At 72.8% G+C, this 16475-nt stretch carries 12 protein-coding genes; 6 read left to right on the forward strand and 6 right to left on the reverse strand.

Going from position 1 to position 16475, the window contains the following annotated elements:
* Window positions 1-118 precede the first annotated feature (118 nt).
* Window positions 119-3823 (forward strand): ABC transporter ATP-binding protein, encoded by a 3705-nt coding sequence (locus ACFUO4_RS11980; RefSeq protein WP_383482955.1) that lies wholly within the window; start codon window positions 119-121, stop codon window positions 3821-3823.
* A 93-nt stretch (window positions 3824-3916) separates the two neighbouring features.
* Entirely contained in the window at window positions 3917-4321 is a 405-nt protein-coding gene (locus tag ACFUO4_RS11985) for a hypothetical protein (RefSeq protein ID WP_383482957.1), read from the forward strand.
* Between the two features lie 46 nt (window positions 4322-4367).
* On the opposite strand, the gene ACFUO4_RS11990 is transcribed toward ACFUO4_RS11985, so the two are convergent.
* The 4 genes from ACFUO4_RS11990 to ACFUO4_RS12005 all read right to left on the reverse strand — a co-directional run bounded on the left by ACFUO4_RS11990 (window position 4368) and on the right by ACFUO4_RS12005 (window position 9737).
* Entirely contained in the window at window positions 4368-5801 is a 1434-nt protein-coding gene (locus ACFUO4_RS11990; RefSeq protein ID WP_383482961.1) for a S28 family serine protease, read from the reverse strand.
* 95 nt (window positions 5802-5896) lie between these two features.
* Entirely contained in the window at window positions 5897-6532 is a 636-nt protein-coding gene (locus ACFUO4_RS11995; RefSeq protein WP_383482964.1) for a hypothetical protein, read from the reverse strand.
* Between the two features lie 115 nt (window positions 6533-6647).
* Window positions 6648-8435, reverse strand: a complete 1788-nt coding sequence (locus ACFUO4_RS12000; protein WP_383482967.1) for a glycoside hydrolase family 3 protein — start codon at window positions 8433-8435, stop codon at window positions 6648-6650.
* 384 nt (window positions 8436-8819) lie between these two features.
* On the reverse strand, window positions 8820-9737 hold the full coding sequence (locus ACFUO4_RS12005) for a LysR family transcriptional regulator (protein ID WP_383482970.1): 918 nt from the start codon (window positions 9735-9737) through the stop codon (window positions 8820-8822).
* 89 nt (window positions 9738-9826) lie between these two features.
* Here ACFUO4_RS12005 and ACFUO4_RS12010 point away from each other — a divergent pair, with 89 nt between their 5' ends.
* From ACFUO4_RS12010 to ACFUO4_RS12020, 3 genes are all read left to right on the forward strand, one after another.
* On the forward strand, window positions 9827-10945 hold the full coding sequence (locus ACFUO4_RS12010; RefSeq protein ID WP_383482973.1) for an EamA family transporter: 1119 nt from the start codon (window positions 9827-9829) through the stop codon (window positions 10943-10945).
* Between the two features lie 543 nt (window positions 10946-11488).
* A complete protein-coding gene (gene aroA / locus ACFUO4_RS12015; protein ID WP_383482976.1) occupies window positions 11489-12730 on the forward strand; it encodes a 3-phosphoshikimate 1-carboxyvinyltransferase in 1242 nt (413 codons plus the stop codon).
* Entirely contained in the window at window positions 12727-13362 is a 636-nt protein-coding gene (locus ACFUO4_RS12020; protein ID WP_383482979.1) for a GNAT family N-acetyltransferase, read from the forward strand. Before aroA ends, ACFUO4_RS12020 begins: the two co-directional genes overlap by 4 nt.
* A 154-nt stretch (window positions 13363-13516) precedes the next feature.
* Here ACFUO4_RS12020 and ACFUO4_RS12025 read toward each other — a convergent pair whose 3' ends face one another.
* On the reverse strand, window positions 13517-14458 hold the full coding sequence (locus ACFUO4_RS12025) for a LysR family transcriptional regulator (RefSeq protein WP_383482982.1): 942 nt from the start codon (window positions 14456-14458) through the stop codon (window positions 13517-13519).
* 51 nt (window positions 14459-14509) lie between these two features.
* On the opposite strand from ACFUO4_RS12025, the gene ACFUO4_RS12030 reads away from it, so the two are divergent.
* Complete coding sequence (locus ACFUO4_RS12030; RefSeq protein WP_383482985.1) at window positions 14510-15073, forward strand: RBBP9/YdeN family alpha/beta hydrolase; 564 nt, start codon at window positions 14510-14512, stop codon at window positions 15071-15073.
* Window positions 15074-15167: 94 nt separating this feature from the next.
* Here the strand turns inward: ACFUO4_RS12030 and ACFUO4_RS12035 are convergent, their stop codons facing one another.
* A complete protein-coding gene (locus ACFUO4_RS12035; protein ID WP_079309859.1) occupies window positions 15168-16433 on the reverse strand; it encodes an MFS transporter in 1266 nt (421 codons plus the stop codon).
* Window positions 16434-16475 lie beyond the last annotated feature (42 nt).

Below are 16475 nucleotides of genomic sequence, written 5' to 3' on the forward strand. Positions count from 1 at the left end.
CCCCTCCAGGACCCGTCCCGGCTTTGTTGCGGAGGGATGAAATCCGGTTCCTCCGGTGTTGGTGCCTTCCGGAAGATCAGGTCGCAGACCGACGACGGAACCTACGGAGGGCACCCGCGTGACAGCGCAACGGGGATGGGCACGGCGGCTGGCCGGATACGCTTGGCGGTATCCGAAGGACGTCGTCCTGGCCCTCGGGTCCAGTCTCGCCGGCATGGCGGTCATGGCGCTCGTCCCGCTGATCACGAAGGTGATCATCGACGACGTCATCGGCGACCACAGCCGGGACATGGCCCCCTGGGCCGGGCTGCTCATCGCCTCCGCCGTCCTCGTGTACGTCCTCACCTACATCCGCCGCTACTACGGCGGCCGTCTCGCCCTCGACGTCCAGCACGACCTGCGGACCGAGATGTACGGCACGATCACGCGGCTCGACGGGCGGCGGCAGGACGAGCTGTCCACCGGCCAGGTCGTGGGGCGGGCCACCAGCGACCTCCAGCTGATCCAGGGCCTGCTCTTCATGCTGCCGATGACCATCGGCAACTTCGCCCTGTTCCTGATCTCCCTGGTCGTCATGGCCTGGCTGTCCGTCCCGCTCACCCTGGTCGCCCTCGCGGTCGCGCCCGCCCTCGCGTGGATCGCCAAGCGCTCCCGCAGCAAGCTGCACCCCGCCACCTGGTACGCGCAGGCCCAGGCCGCCGCCGTCGCCGGGGTGGTCGACGGCGCCGTGGGCGGCGTGCGCGTGGTGAAGGGGTTCGGGCAGGAGGACCAGGAGACCGGGAAGCTCCGGGAGGTCGGGCGGCGGCTCTTCGCGGGGCGGCTGCGGACCATCCGGTTCAACTCCAAGTACACCCCCGCGCTCCAGGCCGTCCCGGCCCTCGGCCAGGTCGCCATGCTGGCCCTCGGCGGCTGGCTGGCCGTGCGCGGGCACATCACCCTCGGCACCTTCGTCGCCTTCTCGACCTACCTCGCCCAGCTCGTCGGCCCGGTCCGCATGCTCGCCATGGTGCTCACCGTCGCCCAGCAGGCCCGCGCAGGCACCGAGCGGGTCCTGGAGCTGATCGACACCGAGCCGGGCATGAAGGACGGCTCCAAGGAGCTGCCCGCCGACGCTCCGGCCACTGTCGAGTTCGACGACGTCTCCTTCGGCTACGAGGACGGGCGCAACGTCCTCGACGGGCTCTCCTTCGAGATCCGGCCCGGTGAGACCCTCGCCGTCGTCGGCTCCTCCGGCTCCGGCAAGTCCACCGTCTCCCTCCTCCTGCCGCGCTTCTACGACGTCACGCACGGCGCCGTCCTCGTCGGCGGCCACGACGTCCGCGAGCTGACCCTCGACTCGCTGCGGGCCGCCATCGGGCTCGTCCCCGAGGACTCCTTCCTCTTCTCGGACACCGTCCGCAACAACATCGCGTACGGCCGCCCCGACGCCACCGACGAGCAGATCGAGACCGCCGCCCGCGCCGCCCAGGCCGACCGGTTCATCGGCGAGCTGCCCGAGGGCTACGACACCAAGGTCGGCGAGCACGGCCTCACCCTCTCCGGCGGCCAGCGCCAGCGCATCGCGCTCGCCCGCGCGATCCTCACCGACCCCCGCCTCCTCGTCCTCGACGACGCCACCTCCGCCGTGGACGCCCGCGTCGAGCACGAGATCCACGAGGCGCTCAAGCAGGTCATGGAGGGCCGGACGACGCTGCTCATCGCGCACCGGCGCTCCACCCTCAACCTCGCCGACCGCATCGCCGTCCTCGACGAGGGCCGGCTCGCCGACATCGGCACCCACGCCGAACTGGAGGAACGCTCCGCCCTCTACCGGCGCCTGCTCACCGACCCCGACGAACTCGGCGGCGTCTCGCCCGGCCACGCCCAGCGTCTCGCCCCGGCCGAGGACACCTCCGTACGCGACGAACTGGACGCCGAGTTCGACGCCGAGCGCGGCGTGACCCCGCGGCTGTGGACCGGCGACCGCGAACGGAAGGACCTCGCGCTCGCCGGCACCCCGGCCACCCCCGAGCTGCTCGCCCAGGTGGAGGCGCTGCCGCCGGCGACCGACACCCCGGACATCGACGAGGCGCGGGCGGTCATGCCGGAGGAGTCGTACGGCCTGCGCAGGCTGCTGCGCGGGTTCGGCGCCCCGCTCCTCGTCAGCCTCGGGCTCGTCGCCGTCGACGCCGGCATGGGACTGCTGCTGCCGATCCTGATCCGGCACGGCATCGACAGCGGCGTCAGCGAGATGGCCCTCGGCGCGGTGTGGGCGGCCTCGCTGCTCGGGCTGCTCACCGTCGGCGTGCAGTGGGCGGCGCAGGTCGGTGAGACGCGGATGACCGGGCGGACCGGCGAGCGGGTGCTGTACGCGCTGCGGCTGAAGATCTTCGCGCAGCTCCAGCGGCTCGGACTCGACTACTACGAGCGTGAGTTGACCGGCCGGATCATGACCAGGATGACGACCGACGTCGACGCCCTGTCCACCTTCCTCCAGACCGGCCTGGTCACCGCGTTCGTCTCCGTCGTCACCTTCTTCGGCATCATGGTCGCCCTGCTCGTCCTCGACGTGCAGCTGGCCCTGGTCGTCTTCGTGACGCTGCCGCCGCTGATCGTCGCCACGTACTTCTTCCGCAAGGCGAGCGTGAAGGCGTACGAACTCGCCCGTGAGCGCGTGTCGGTGGTCAACGCCGACCTCCAGGAGTCCGTCGCCGGGCTCAGGATCGTGCAGGCCTTCCGGCGCGAGCGGGACGGCGGGGCGCGGTTCACCGAGCGCAGCGACAGCTACCGTCAGGCGCGCATCCGGGGGCAGTGGCTGATCTCGGTCTACTTCCCGTTCGTGCAGCTGCTGTCCTCGGTCGCCGCCGCGGCCGTCCTCGTCGCGGGCGCCGGACGGATCGACGACGCGACCCTCACCACCGGCGCACTGGTCGCCTATCTCCTCTACATCGACCTGTTCTTCGCGCCCGTGCAGCAGCTCTCCCAGGTCTTCGACGGCTACCAGCAGGCCACCGTCTCCCTCGGCCGCATCCAGGAACTGCTCCAGGAGCCGACCTCGACGAGGACGGCCGACGAGCCGCTGGAAGTCCTCTCCCTGCGCGGCGACATCGCCTTCGAGGACGTCCACTTCGCCTACGGGGACGACGACGAGGCGCTCAGCGGCATCGACCTGCGCATCCCCGCCGGGCAGACCGTCGCGTTCGTCGGCGAGACCGGCGCGGGCAAGTCGACCGTGGTGAAGCTGGTGGCGCGGTTCTACGACCCGACCGGCGGCCGGGTCACCGTCGACGGCACGGATCTGCGGGACCTCGACCTCACCTCGTACCGGCACCGGCTCGGTGTCGTCCCGCAGGAGGCGTACCTCTTCCCGGGCACGATCCGCGACGCCATCGCCTACGGCCGCCCCGACGCCACCGACGCCGAAGTGGAGGCGGCGGCCCGCGCGGTCGGCGCGCACGAGATGATCGCCACCCTCGACGGCGGCTACCTCCACGAGGTCGCCGAGCGCGGCCGCAACCTCTCGGCCGGCCAGCGCCAGCTGATCGCGCTGGCCCGCGCGGAACTCGTCGACCCCGACATCCTGCTCCTCGACGAGGCGACGGCCGCCCTGGACCTGGCCACCGAGGCCCAGGTCAACCAGGCCACCGACCGCCTCGCGGGTCGGCGCACGACCCTGGTCGTCGCCCACCGCCTGACGACCGCGGCGCGCGCGGACCGGGTGATCGTGATGGACGACGGACGGGTCGCCGAGGACGGGACGCACGCGGAGTTGCTGGCGTCGGGCGGGCGGTACGCCGAGTTGTGGCGGACCTTCGTGGGGGAGGACGCCCCGGTGGTCGCGTGATGGCCTGATCCCGTGACGGCCGTGCAACCATCCGACATACGTCGTGCGTCCGTACACCAGTACGCTCATCGCCGGGGTACGGGAGGGACCACTGTGGACCGAGGGACTGGTGCGATACGGCGGCGTGCCGCGGTCGTGCTCGCCGCGCTGACCGCTTCCGGGCTGCTCGCGATCGCGGTGCCGGGTCAGGCGCAGGCCGCCTCGTCGGACTCCTGCGAGGGCCGGAAGATCCGCACGTTCACCTTCTCCACCGGCTACGTCCGCCTCTACAAGGACGGTGGCTGGCTCTGCGCCATGACGTTCCCGAAGCACACCGGCGGCGGCAAGCGCGTCATGATGGTCAGCCTTCAGGCGCGCGGCTTCAGGGCCGTCGTCGACAAGGACGAGTACACCCACCACGCCGGGCCGGTGAAGACGTACGCCGGCACCCGCAAGGTGTGGATCAAGGGCCAGGTGGGCCGGGGGACGTACGAGTCCGGCAGCTGGCAGCGGTACTGAGGGACCCGGCTCCGGCGCGCGGGACGCACCGGAGCCGGAGGCGCCGCTACGGACGCAGCGTGGGCTCGCGCTCCACGTCCCGCACGTCCAGCTTCCTGTCGTACGACGCGAGCGGCTTCGCCTCGGCGACCGTCGCGGCCGGCAGGCCCGCCCAGTCGAGGATGCGGGCCGTCGCGAAGGCCTTCTGGTCGGCGACCAGACCGGCGACGTTCGCGCCGTGGTTCATGCCGGGGGCCGTGAAGACGTAGGAGTCCTTCGCGCCCTTGTCGACCCGGAACCGCTCGCCGCCCCACGGGTCGTTCTGGCCGTAGACGTAGAGCATGTGCCGGGCGTGGTGCCGGATCCAGGTGTCGACGTCCCGCATCGCGTACGGCTGGAACTTCGTCGGGATGGCGCGCGGGACGAAGTTGCGCGGCGGCTGGTAGCCGTAGCGGATGTACTTCTTCTCGATGTACGGGAAGTGGATCGTGGGGGCGCCGAGCTGGGTGGCCGCCTGGTAGTAGTACGGCGTGTAGGGCTCCAGGCCCTGGTCGGTGTAGAACGAGAACCCGGAGATCGTGTCGATCGAGTTCCAGATCTGGTCGTCGGTCGCGGTCTTCGCGTCCGGCGGGATCAGCTCGTCGTCAGCGCAGTCGGCCAGCAGGCTGTACTGCCAGAAGCCCCACACGTAGTCGAGGACGACCGCCTCGTACGCCTTGTCGAGGCTGCCGATGGTGGTGAAGGTGAAGCCCTCCGCCTCCGCGTAGGCCGAGTACTTCTTCTCCAGGGACTCCCGGCGCACCAGCGCCTCCCGCTGCACCGCGTTCAGCCGGTCGCGGCACTCCTTGGTGCCGACGGAGGCGAAGAAGCGGTCGTAGGCCGAGTCCTCGTCGTTGACGACGTCGTTGGGGGCGACGTACGCCACCACGCCGTCCATGTCCTTGGGGTAGAAGCGCTCGTAGTAGGTGGCGGTCATGCCGCCCTTCGAGCCGCCGGTGGCGATCCAGTTCTTCGTGTAGATCGGCTTCAGGGCCTTGAAGATGCGGTGCTGGTCGCTGGCCGCCTGCCAGATGTCCAGCTTGCTCCAGTCGGCCGGGTCGGGCCGGGACGGCGTGAAGAAGCGGTACTCCATGGAGACCTGGTTGCCGTCCACGATCTGGGTCGGCTCGCGGCGGCTCGGGTTCGTGGAGACGTTGTAGCCGCCGGTGTAGAAGACCGTCGGGCGGGAGACGTCCTTGTGCAGCACGGTGATCCGCTGCTGGAACGTGCCCTTGGACGGGTGCCGGTGGTCCACCGGCTGCGTGTAGTTCAGGACGAAGTAGCGGTAGCCGGTGTAGGGCTTCTCCTCGATCAGGCTCATGCCCGGTATGGACAGCAGCTGTTCCTTGATGTCGGTGCCGGCGGCCGGGGTCTCCGGCACGGCGGCGGTGGCCGCCCCTGCCGTGCTCAACGTGCCTATCAGCACCGTGAGCGCCAGCAGCCATCTGAGCGCCTTGCGCATACATGCTCCCCTGTGAGACAGATGTGCGAGCGGAAGCTATCGGAGCAACTCACGTGCGCACCAGGGGAGATCGGGAAAAGTTGGCGTCCGGCCGCTCAGACCGGGCGGGCGCAGCCGACCGGTTCCTCGCCGCCGAGCTGGACGTACAGCGCCGTCGACAGCGGGCACCGGCTCCGTTTCGCGACCGCCTTCGTGACCTTGAACTCCGGCTTCTTCTCGCCCTTTCCGTCGCACGCGGTCTCGCGGACCTGTCCGTCGCCGGAGCTGTAGACGCAGTCGCCGACGATGGTGCGCGGTCCGCCCCCGCCGCCCGGGTCGCCGGGGTGCGGGGCGGAGAGGTTGCGCATGCAGGCGTAGCCCTGCGGGACCGCCCCGTCGCCGTCCTCGTCGGAGGACGAGGCCTGTTCGCTGATGTGCAGCACGAAGTCGGTGGTGCCGGGGCACAGCGGGCCGTCGGCGGCGGTGCCGTCGAAGCGCGCCACGACCCGCGCCGCCGCCCGCTCACTGGTGCAGGGCACCTCGGTGAAGCTGGTGGTGCCGAAGGAACTGCACTCGTCGACGTCGAGGAACACCGTGCCGTACCCCGAGGGCCGGGTCGGTGTCACCTCGTTGCTGATCCGCCCGTCGCTCTCGGTGCCGCTGTCCGGCGTGCCCTGGCAGGCGGTCAGCAGGGCCGCGAGCAGCACGGCGAGCAGGGCGCACACCGCCCCCGACGACCATCTCTCGCGCATCGCATCCCCCCGGACACCCCCGACCAGCGTGACCCGCCGTGGCGGGAACACGCCAGCCGTGCGGGGTGCTTTGCGCCCTTTGGCGGGCGTGCGCCCGGTGCGTGGCGTACGCCCGCTACGCCGGATACGAGAGCCCGTGGCCGATCGGATAGAGCACCTCTGCCGGATCGTCGGCCTTCTGCACCGGCACCGGCAGCTTCCCGCGCGGCGCCACCGCACCCGCGATCACCCGCGCGGCGGCCCGCAGTTCGACGTCGGTCCAGGAGTACGCCGCCACCCAGGCCGCCACGCCGGGCAGCTGGGCCACGTCGTACGGATTGCGGATCGCGATCGCGACGACCGGTTTCCCCGTCGCCAGCAACTGCTCGACCAGCGTCTTCTGCGCGGCGTTCAGGTTGTACGTCCCCACGACGACCGTGTCCGCGTCCTGCGCCGCCGCGACCGCCTTGGCGACGGTGGCGGCGGAGGGTGATGTGCCCGTCGACAGGGCCGTGGCCGTGAAGCCGAGTTCGGTGAACGCGGTCGCGAGGACCCCGGTCGGCGGGCCGGTGGTGCCGGACGGGGAGGCCGGATCGGCGCCGCACACCAGGAGCTTGCGTGGGGACAGGGGCAGCAGGCCGCCCTGGTTGACCAGCAGGGTCGTCGTCCGCTCGGCGATCCGGTCGGCCGCCGCGAGGTGGGCGGGGGCGCCGACCGTACGGCTGACGCCGGCCTGGCTGACGTACGGCTTCTGGAACAGCCCCAGCTTCGCCTTCAGCCGCAGCACCCGCAGGATCGACTCGTCGAGCCGCGCCTCGGTCAGCTCACCGCCCCGCACGGCCTCCAGCACCGCGTTCCAGGCGACGTCCAGGTTCGGCGGGTTGAGGAGCTGGTCCACCCCGGCCTTCAGGGCGAGCACGGGGACGCGGTCGTCGCCGTACTTCGTGCGGACGCCCTCCATGCCGAGGGAGTCGGTGACGATCACCCCCTCGTAGCCGAGTTCCTCGCGCAGGATGCCGTGCAGGATCGGGCGGGACAGGGTCGCCGGGTCGCCGGAGTCGTCGAGGGCCGGGACCATGAGGTGCGCGGTCATGATCGAGTCGATGCCGGCGGCGATCGCGGCCCGGAACGGCGGGGCGTCCAGCCTGTCCCACTGCTCGCGGGTGTGGGTGATGACCGGGAAGCCGTAGTGGCTGTCGACGGCCGTGTCGCCGTGCCCGGGGAAGTGCTTGGCGGTGGCGGCGACCTGACGGCCGTGCTGGTACCCGGCGACCTCGGCGGCGACGAGGTCGGCCACCGCGTGCGGGTCGGCGCCGAAGGAGCGGACGCCGATGACCGGGTTGGCGGGGTTGACGTTGACGTCGGCGACGGGGGAGTAGTTCTGCCGGATGCCGAGGGCCCGCAGTTCCCGCCCCGCGATCCGGCCGAGGGTGCGGGCGTCCTTGCGTGAGCCGCCCGCGCCGATCGCCATCGCGCCCGGGAAGAGCGTGGCGGGCTCGCCGACCCGGCAGACGATGCCGTGCTCCTGGTCGGTGGAGATCAGGACGGGCAGACCGCGCGGCCGGCTGAGGGACGCCTGCTGGATGCCGTTGGAGAGGTCGGCGATCTGGTGCGGGTCATGGGTGTTGTGCGCCCAGGTGAAGTAGATGATGCCGCCCACGCGGTACTTCGCGATCAGCTCGGCGGCACTGCGGACGCCGATCTCCTTGAGGTTGGCGTCGATGTCGGCCTGGTCGGGGGCGGTGGCGGAGTGGCCGTAGACCCGCATCACGAAGAGCTGGCCGACCTTCTCCTCGAGGGTCATACGGGAGATGAGGGAACGGAGCTTCTTGTCGTCGAGGCCGGCGGCCCGGGCTTCGGTGCCGAACGCCAGGGCCGCGGTGACGCCCGCGCCGGCGGCGAGGACGGTACGTCTGGAGGGCAACGTGCGCTCCTTCCGGAGGTGATCCGCTGAAGGAAACTTCCGTGGAGACAGAGGTATCCGGGAAGTTTCTGCCAGTCAAGGGAGTGCGCGCACCGTACGTCATGGAGGGGCCGCCATCGGCGCTGTTGGAGGGGGGCGCGCCGATGGCGGCGTGCTGCCGGCCGCAGTACGGAGGAGAGGGTTGGTCAGCGTTCGCAGCCAGCAGCGAGGCCGACACCGCACCGCGGTGACTCTCCGACAGCTCGCGGGTTGGACGAGCGGAGAGGGGGCCGGGTTCCCGGGTGGGGCGCGAATTCCGGAAGTCGGGGGGTGAGGGACGGACGGGACGGATGGGCTGGGCGGGCGGTGGTCCGTTCACTGGGGTGGCCGGGTGGCCGGGTTGGTTCAGCGGGGTGGGGTGGCTGAAGGCTTGGGCCAGTGGTTCTGCAGGGTGCGTACGGTCTCCGTGATCGACGGGCGGCCCGCCGCGCCCGCGCGCCAGAGCGCGTACAGCCGGCGTACGGGGGTGGGGTCGAGGTCGACCTCGACGACGCCGGCCGGCAGCGGGCCGCGGCCCAGACGGGGGATGAGGCAGATGCCGAGTCCGGCGGCGACGAGCGCGACGAGAGTGGGGTTCTCGTCCGCCTGGTGGATGATCTCCGGCTCGTGCCCGGCGCCCCGCAGGGTGCGCACCAGCCAGTCGTGGCAGACCCGGCCCGGCGGCTGGCACACCCACCGCTCCCCGCCGAGGTCCTCGCGCCGCACCTTCCCCCGCCCGGCGAAAGCGTGTCCCTCGGGCACCAGCAGCGTGCACCGGTCCTCGCCGATCACCGCCTGCTCCACCCCGGGCGGCACCGGCAGCGGCGAGATGTCCCAGTCGTGCACGACGGCCACGTCCAGCGCACCTCGCGCCACCAGCCCCACCGACAGATGGGGGTCGATCTCGGAGAGCCGGACGTCAAGGGCGGGGTGCCGCTGCGCGAGGTCGGCGAGCACACCCGGCAGCAGCCCGCGCGCCGCCGACGCGAACGCGGCCACCGTCAGCCGCCCCGCAGGCGTGTGGCGCCGCTGCTCGATCCCGGTCTCGGCACGCTCGACGATGGCGAGCAACTCCTCGGCGGTGTCGACGAGTTGCAGCGCCTCAGCGGTGAGCCGCACCCCGCGTCCCTCCCGCTCCAGAAGCACGGTCCTGGTCTCCCGCTCCAGCTTGGCGATCTGCTGGGACACGGCGGAGGGGGTGTAGCCGAGCGCGGCGGCGGCCGCGCCGACGGTGCCGTGGACGGAGACGGCGTGCAGGGCGCGGAGGCGTTGCAGATCGAGCATCGCGGGCTCCCATTCCTTAGCGTCGCTTCATCCAACCATGCAGCAATCATCGCTGGTGCTACACGGTTGCCGCGGGTGATCCTCGACGCATGCGTCCCGCCCACATCGCCCTCGCCGTCCTCGTCGCCGCCGTCTGGGGCGTGAACTTCACCGTCATCGAGATCGGCCTCGACCACTTCCCGCCGCTGCTCTTCTCCGCCCTGCGCTTCCTGGCGGCGGCCCTGCCCGCGGTGTTCTTCGTGGGCCGGCCGAAGGTGGCGTGGAAGTGGATCGTGGCCGTGGGCCTGGTCCTGGGGGTCGCCAAATTCGGCCTGTTGTTCATAGCGATGGACGCGGGCATGCCGGCCGGCCTGTCTTCGCTGGTGCTCCAGATCCAGGCGGTGTTCACGGCGGTGATCGCGTTCGCGGCTCTGGGTGAACGCCCTTCCGGAGTGAGGGTGTTGGGCATGGCGGTGGCTCTGGCGGGCATCGGCGTCGCGGCCGTCGACGAGGGCACGTCCGGCCCCCTCGGCGCCTTCGCCCTGTGCGTGGCGGCGGCGGCCTGCTGGGGCGCCTCCAACGTCCTCACCCGCAAGGCGGCACCCCCGGACGCGCTCAACTTCATGGTCTGGGTGAGCACGGTCCCGGTCCTCCCCCTCCTCGCCCTGTCCCTCCTGACCGAGGGCCCCACCCGGGACTACGACGCGCTGCGCGCCCTCGACTGGCAGGGCGCCGGCACGGTCGTCTACGTCGCCTGGGTCACGACGGTCTTCGGCTTCGGCGCCTGGGGCTGGCTCCTCCACCGCCACCCGGCCTCCACGGTCGCCCCCTTCTCCCTCCTGGTCCCGGTCTTCGGCATGTCGTCGGCCGCGCTGTTCCTGGGGGAGAGCGTGACCGCTCTGCGCTGGTGCGCGGCGGCGCTGCTGGTGGGCGGGGTGGGTCTGGCATCGGTGACGGCGCGACGGGGCGCGGCTGGCGCGGCACCGGGGGTTGGGACTGATGCGGCGCCGGAGGCCGGGGCTCGCGGAAGGGCTGGGTCGGGGGTGGGGTCTCGCGGAGGGGCTGGGTCGGGGGCGGGGCCTCGCGGAGGGGCTGGGGCGGGGACGGGGCCTGCGGCGAGTCCGGTGCCCTGCCCTGGGGCTGATGCGGTCGCGGGTCCTGCGGCTGATCCGGCGTCGTGTCCTGCGGCCGACGTGGTGGCCGGTCCTCGGGGTCGGTCCAGCGGCTGATCCTGCGGGTGATCCGGTTGCTCACCCGTGTGCCATCCGGGGGCGCGACCCGCGGTCGATCTCGCGGCCCTGCCACCGGGGGCGGTCCGTGGTCGGTGTCTGAGCCCTGCCTGCGGTGCTCCCCGCGGCCGGTGTCCGAGCTCTGCCTGCGATGCTCCCCGGGGTCGATGTCCCAGCCCTGCTCGCGGTGCTCCCCGCGGTCGATCTCGCGGTCCTGCCACCGGGGGCGGTTCGCGGGCGGTGTCCCAGTCTTACCTGCGGTGCTCCCCGGGGCCGGTGTCCGAGCCCTGCCTGCGGTGTTCCCCGCGGTCGATCTCGCGGTCCTGCCGCCCGGGGCGCCCAGGGGTCGATGCCCAGCCTTACCTGCGGCGCCCCCCCGGTCGATGTCGCGGCCCTGCCTGCGGCGCTCCCCGCGGTCGCTCTCCAGCCCCTTACCTGCGGCGCTTCCCGCGGTCGATGTCGCGGCCCTGCCCGCGGCGCGCCCCGCGGTCCACCCCCTGGACGTCCCGGCGGGGCAGGTGGTTCGCGTCCGATCATGGAGGTATGCCCGCAGTCGCCATCCCCGGTTCCAAGTCCATCACCGCCCGCGCGCTGTTCCTGGCGGCCGCGGCCGACGGTGTCACGACGCTCGTACGGCCCCTCCGTTCCGACGACACGGAGGGGTTCGCCGAGGGGCTGAGCCGGCTGGGGTACCGCGTCGGGCGGGCGCCGGACAGCTGGCGGGTCGACGGCCGGCCCGAGGGGCCCGCCGTGGCGGAGGCCGACGTCTACTGCCGGGACGGTGCGACGACCGCGCGGTTCCTGCCGACGCTGGTCGCCGCCGGCCACGGCACCTACCGCTTCGACGCCTCCGCCCAGATGCGCCGCCGCCCCCTGCTGCCGCTCTCGCGGGCCCTGCGTGACCTGGGTGTGGACCTGCGCCACGAGGAGGCCGAGGGCCACCACCCGCTGACCGTCCGGGCGTCCGGCGTCGAGGGCGGCGAGGTGGTGCTGGACGCCGGTCAGTCGTCCCAGTACCTGACGGCACTGCTGCTGCTGGGCCCGCTGACCCGGCGCGGGCTGCGGATCCGCGTGACCGACCTGGTCTCCGTGCCGTACGTGGAGATCACGATCGCGATGATGCGGGCGTTCGGCGTCGAGGTCGCCCGGGAGGGCAACGTCTTCGTCGTTCCGCCGGGCGGCTACCGCGCCACCACCTACGCCATCGAACCTGACGCCTCCACCTCCAGCTACTTCTTCGCCGCGGCGGCCGTCACGCCCGGCGCCGAGGTCACCGTCCCCGGCCTCGGGACGGGCGCCCTCCAGGGGGACCTGGGTTTCGTGGACGTCCTGCGCCGGATGGGCGCCGGCGTGTCGGTGACGCCGGAGGGCACGACCGTCCGCGGCACCGGCGAACTGCGCGGCCTCACCGTCAACATGCGGGACATCTCCGACACCATGCCGACCCTCGCGGCCATCGCCCCCTTCGCCGACGGCCCGGTCCGGATCGAGGACGTGGCGAACACCCGGGTCAAGGAGTGCGACCGCCTGGAAGCCTGCGCGGAGAACCTGCGGCGACTGGGCGCGGACGTGGCGGTCGGCCCGGACTGGATCGAGATCCGGCCGGGCACCGCCGGCGCGGGCGCCCAGATCAAGTCGTACGGCGACCACCGCATCGTGATGTCCTTCGCGGTCACCGGCCTGCGGGTGCCCGGTATTTCGTTCGACGACCCCGGATGCGTGCGGAAGACTTTCCCCGGCTTCCACGAGGCGTTCGCCGCACTGCGAAGGGACATCGGGCAGTGAGCTTCAAGCTGGAGGGGCCGCCCCTGGAGGGCGAGCTGGTGCGCCTGGAACCGCTGGAGCACCGGCACGCGCCCGGTCTCGCCGCGGCGGCCGAGGAGGACCGCGACACCTTCGAGTTCACCTGGGTGCCGCGCGCCCACGAGGTCGCCGGGTACATCGACGCCCAGCTCGGCCGGGCCGCGGACGGCAAGCTCGCCCCGTACGCCCAGATCTCGACGGCGACCGGGCGGGTCGTCGGCACCACCTCCTACTGGGAGCCCCGCAGTTGGCGGTCGCCGGACCGCCTCGACGCCATCGAGATCGGCTTCAGCTGGCTGGCGAGGTCCGCGCAGGGCACCGGCGTCAACGCCGAGTCCAAGTACCTCCTGTTCCGGCACGCCTTCGAGGAGTGGGGCGTCTCCCGCGTCGACCTCAAGACCGACGCCCGCAACGCCCGCTCCCACGCCGCGATCGCGAGCGTCGGCGCCCGCTTCGAGGGCGTCCTGCGCAACTGGTCGCGCTCCTGGGCGCCGGGCGAGGACGGTCGGTTGCGCGACTCCGCGATCTTCTCCGTCACGGCGGAGGAATGGCCGCGGATCCGGCCGACGCTGGAAGCGCGGGTGGCACGCTTCGTGGCCCGCCGGGTGAGCTGAGCCGGGCCGGTCATACACCGGTCAACTCCTCCGCCGCCCGCCGCCCGCCGCCCGCCGCCCGTCGCCCGTCGCCCGTCGCCCGTCGCCCGTCGCCCGCCGTCCGCCCCCCACTACGCCCGGCCCGCCACGCGCCGGGCAAGCCGAGCCGGACCGGTCACCGGCCGGTCAACTCCTGCGCTGCCCGCCGCAGTTCCTCCCGTACCGCAGCCAGTACCGGGTCGTCCTCCGACCCCGTCCGCACCGCCGCGAACACGTTCCGGGACGGCGGCTCGCCCTCGGTCCGCAGCACCGCGAGGCGCCGGCCGGCGTACAACGGCCGTACCAGGCGCGGGATCAGCGCCACACCCGCCCCCGCCTCGACGAGCGCCGCCACCGCCGCCCAGTCGTTCACGGCGTGCCGGATGTCCGGCGTGAAGCCGGCCGTCGCGCACACCGAACGCGCCACCGCCCCCACACAGCTGCGCGGATGCCCCACGATCCAGGCGTCGGCGGCCAGTTCGCGCAAGGGGACGTCCCCGTCCCGCCCCGCCAGCCGGTGGCCTTCCGGCACCACCAGGTCCATGACGTCGGTGAGCAGGTCGATGCGGCTGTAACGGCGGTCGGTGTGCGGCGGCCCCGCGGCGAAGTCCACCGCCACCGCGAGGTCCACCTGCCCGCCGTCCAGCGCGGTGAACAGATCCGGCGGCTCGGACTCGACGACGTCGACCCGGACGTGCGGCAGCCGCGCGCCCAGCGCCCGCAGGGCCCCCGGCAGCAGCCCCAGGATGCCGCTGGAGAAGCAGCCGACCGTCACCGAGCCGCGCCCGCCCTCCCCGTACGCCGCCAAGTCGGCGCGGGCCCGCTCCAGTTGGGCGGCGATCAGATCGGCGTGCGCCAGCAGGACCCGGGCCTGGCCGGTGAGCCGTACGCCCCGGCCGTCCCGTTCGGTGAGGGGCGCGCCGACCTCCCGGGCCAGCGCGGCGATCTGCTGGGAGACCGCGGACGGGGTGAGGTGGAGGGCCTCGGCGGTACGGGCGAGACTGCCCCGGCGCTGGAGTTCCCGCAGGACGGTCAGGCGGCGCAGATCGACGGTGAAGGTCTCGCTTACCTGTTCCATCGAGAAAGATTAACTGGACCGGGGGAGTGGGGATCGGAAACGATCAGGGTCATGACCGCCTACCTCATCCTCCACGGCTGGCAGAACCACCGTCCGGCCGACCACTGGCAGCACTGGCTCGCCGACCGCCTCACCGAGCTCGGCCACCAGGTCACCTACCCGCAGCTGCCCGACCCGGACGACCCGTCGCTGGAGGTGTGGCTGGGCGAGCTGGCCCGGTACCTGGCGGAGCGGCCGGATGTCGTGGTGGCCCACAGCGCGTCGGCCGTGCTGTGGCTGCACGCGGTGGCGCGGGGGATGCCCGGGGTCGGGGACGTGGAGCGGGTGCTGCTGGTGGGGCCGCCGGCCGCCTCGGTGCTGGCCCGGTATCCCGAGGTCGCCGAATTCACCGCGCCGCCCCTGGACTTCACCCTTCCGGGGCCGACGCTGCTGGTGGCGGGCGACGACGACCCGTACTGCCCGGGCGGCGCCCAGTCCGCCTACGGCGATCCGCTGGGCATCCCCACCCGACTCCTCCCCGGCGCCGCCCACCTGGACCTGGACGCGGGGTACGGTTCCTGGCCGTCGGTGCTGGAGTGGTGCCTGGACCCGGAGGCCGAGTTCAGGGTCCGGTAGGCGCGGTGGCCGGGAGCCGAGTTCAGGGTCCGGTAGGCGCGGTGGCCGGGAGCTGAGTTCAGGGTCCGGTAGGCGCGCTGTCCGGGAGCCGAGTTCAGGGTCCGGTAGGCGCGGTCGCCGGGGGCTCCCCGGGGGCGGTGGCACCGGCCGTGCGCAGTTCCGGTGTGGTGACACCGACCGCCGTCACCGCCGCCAGGCACATCAGCCCGCCGGCGATCAGCGCGGTCGCCCCGGAGCTCCAGCCCGCGACCAGGCCGCCGCGCAGGTTGCCGAGGTGCGGGCCCGCCTGGCCGACGATCGTCTCGGCCGCCGTGACCCGGCCCAGCAGGGCGTCGGGGGTGCGGGTCTGGACGATGGTCGTACGGGAGAGGACGGCGAGGGCGTCCGCCGCACCCGCCAGCGTGAGCAGGGCGAGGCCCCACCAGGCGCTGGTCGTCAGTCCGAAGAGGAAGAGGCCGGCGCCCCAGCCGGCGGACGCGCACAGCATCACCGGGCCGGGGCGGGCCAGCCGGGTCACCGGGCCGGAGAAGGCGGTCGCGGCGACTCCGCCGACGGCCAGCGCGGACAGGAACAGGCCGAGGGTGCGCGGGTCGCCGCCGAAGCGTTCCTCGTTGACCAGCGGGAAGAGGCTGGTCGGCATGGACAGGACGGTGGCTGCCAGGTCGGTGATCAGGGCGCCGCGCACCACCCGGTGGCCGACCAGGAAGCGCAGGCCGTCCAGCACCCCGTGGATGCCGGGGCGGGACTTGGTGCCCTCGGGCGGCAGCGCGGGCAGGCCGTAGGCGCCGTAGAAGGACAGGGCGAAGCTCAGGGCGTCCAGGAGGTAGCAGACGCCGATGCCCCACCAGCCGAGGACGACACCGGCGACGGCCGGGCCGACCAGCATCATCGCCTGGCCGGTGACCTGCTGGAGGGCGAGACCGGCGGCCACCTGGTCCTTGGGCAGCAGCCGCGGCACGAACACCCCGGCCGCGGGGGCGCCGAGCGCGGCGAACGACGTCTGGACCGCGACCAGGACGAGGACGACGGCCACCGGCGCGTGCCCGGCGAAGCCCTGCACGGCCAGCAGCACCGAGCACACCGCCGAGCCGACGGTGCCGGTGAGATACAGCCGGCGGCGGTCGACGCGGTCCGCCCAGGCGCCCGCGAAGAGGCTGACGCCGACCATCGGCACCGCCTGCGCGACACCGACCGCGCCGCTCCAGAAGGCGCTGTGGGTCATGTCCCAGACCTGGTACAGGACGGTGACCATGGTCATGAAGCTGCCGAGCGTGGACACCGTGCGTCCGAACAGCAGCCGCCGGAAGACGGGGGAGGTGCGCAGGGGCCGTACGTCGAGCAGCGCGTCGGACAGGCTCATGAGAGCGGGAGCGAGGGCGGGGTGGGCTGATGCACCCCGGGA

It is taken from the genome of Streptomyces sp. NPDC057280, assembly GCF_042668605.1.
In the GTDB taxonomy this organism is placed as follows: domain Bacteria; phylum Actinomycetota; class Actinomycetes; order Streptomycetales; family Streptomycetaceae; genus Streptomyces.

Bases quoted from the DNA above. Each gene is read 5' to 3' on its own strand.
- ACFUO4_RS11990 (WP_383482961.1), bottom strand. From the start codon at position 5,801: ATGCGCAAGGCGCTCAGATGGCTGCTGGCGCTCACGGTGCTGATAGGC.
- ACFUO4_RS11995 (WP_383482964.1), bottom strand. From the start codon at position 6,532: ATGCGCGAGAGATGGTCGTCGGGGGCGGTGTGCGCCCTGCTCGCCGTG.
- ACFUO4_RS12005 (WP_383482970.1), bottom strand. From the start codon at position 9,737: ATGCTCGATCTGCAACGCCTCCGCGCCCTGCACGCCGTCTCCGTCCAC.
- ACFUO4_RS12010 (WP_383482973.1), top strand. From the start codon at position 9,827: ATGCGTCCCGCCCACATCGCCCTCGCCGTCCTCGTCGCCGCCGTCTGG.
- aroA (WP_383482976.1), top strand. From the start codon at position 11,489: ATGCCCGCAGTCGCCATCCCCGGTTCCAAGTCCATCACCGCCCGCGCG.
- ACFUO4_RS12025 (WP_383482982.1), bottom strand. From the start codon at position 14,458: ATGGAACAGGTAAGCGAGACCTTCACCGTCGATCTGCGCCGCCTGACC.
- ACFUO4_RS12030 (WP_383482985.1), top strand. From the start codon at position 14,510: ATGACCGCCTACCTCATCCTCCACGGCTGGCAGAACCACCGTCCGGCC.
- ACFUO4_RS12035 (WP_079309859.1), bottom strand. From the start codon at position 16,433: ATGAGCCTGTCCGACGCGCTGCTCGACGTACGGCCCCTGCGCACCTCC.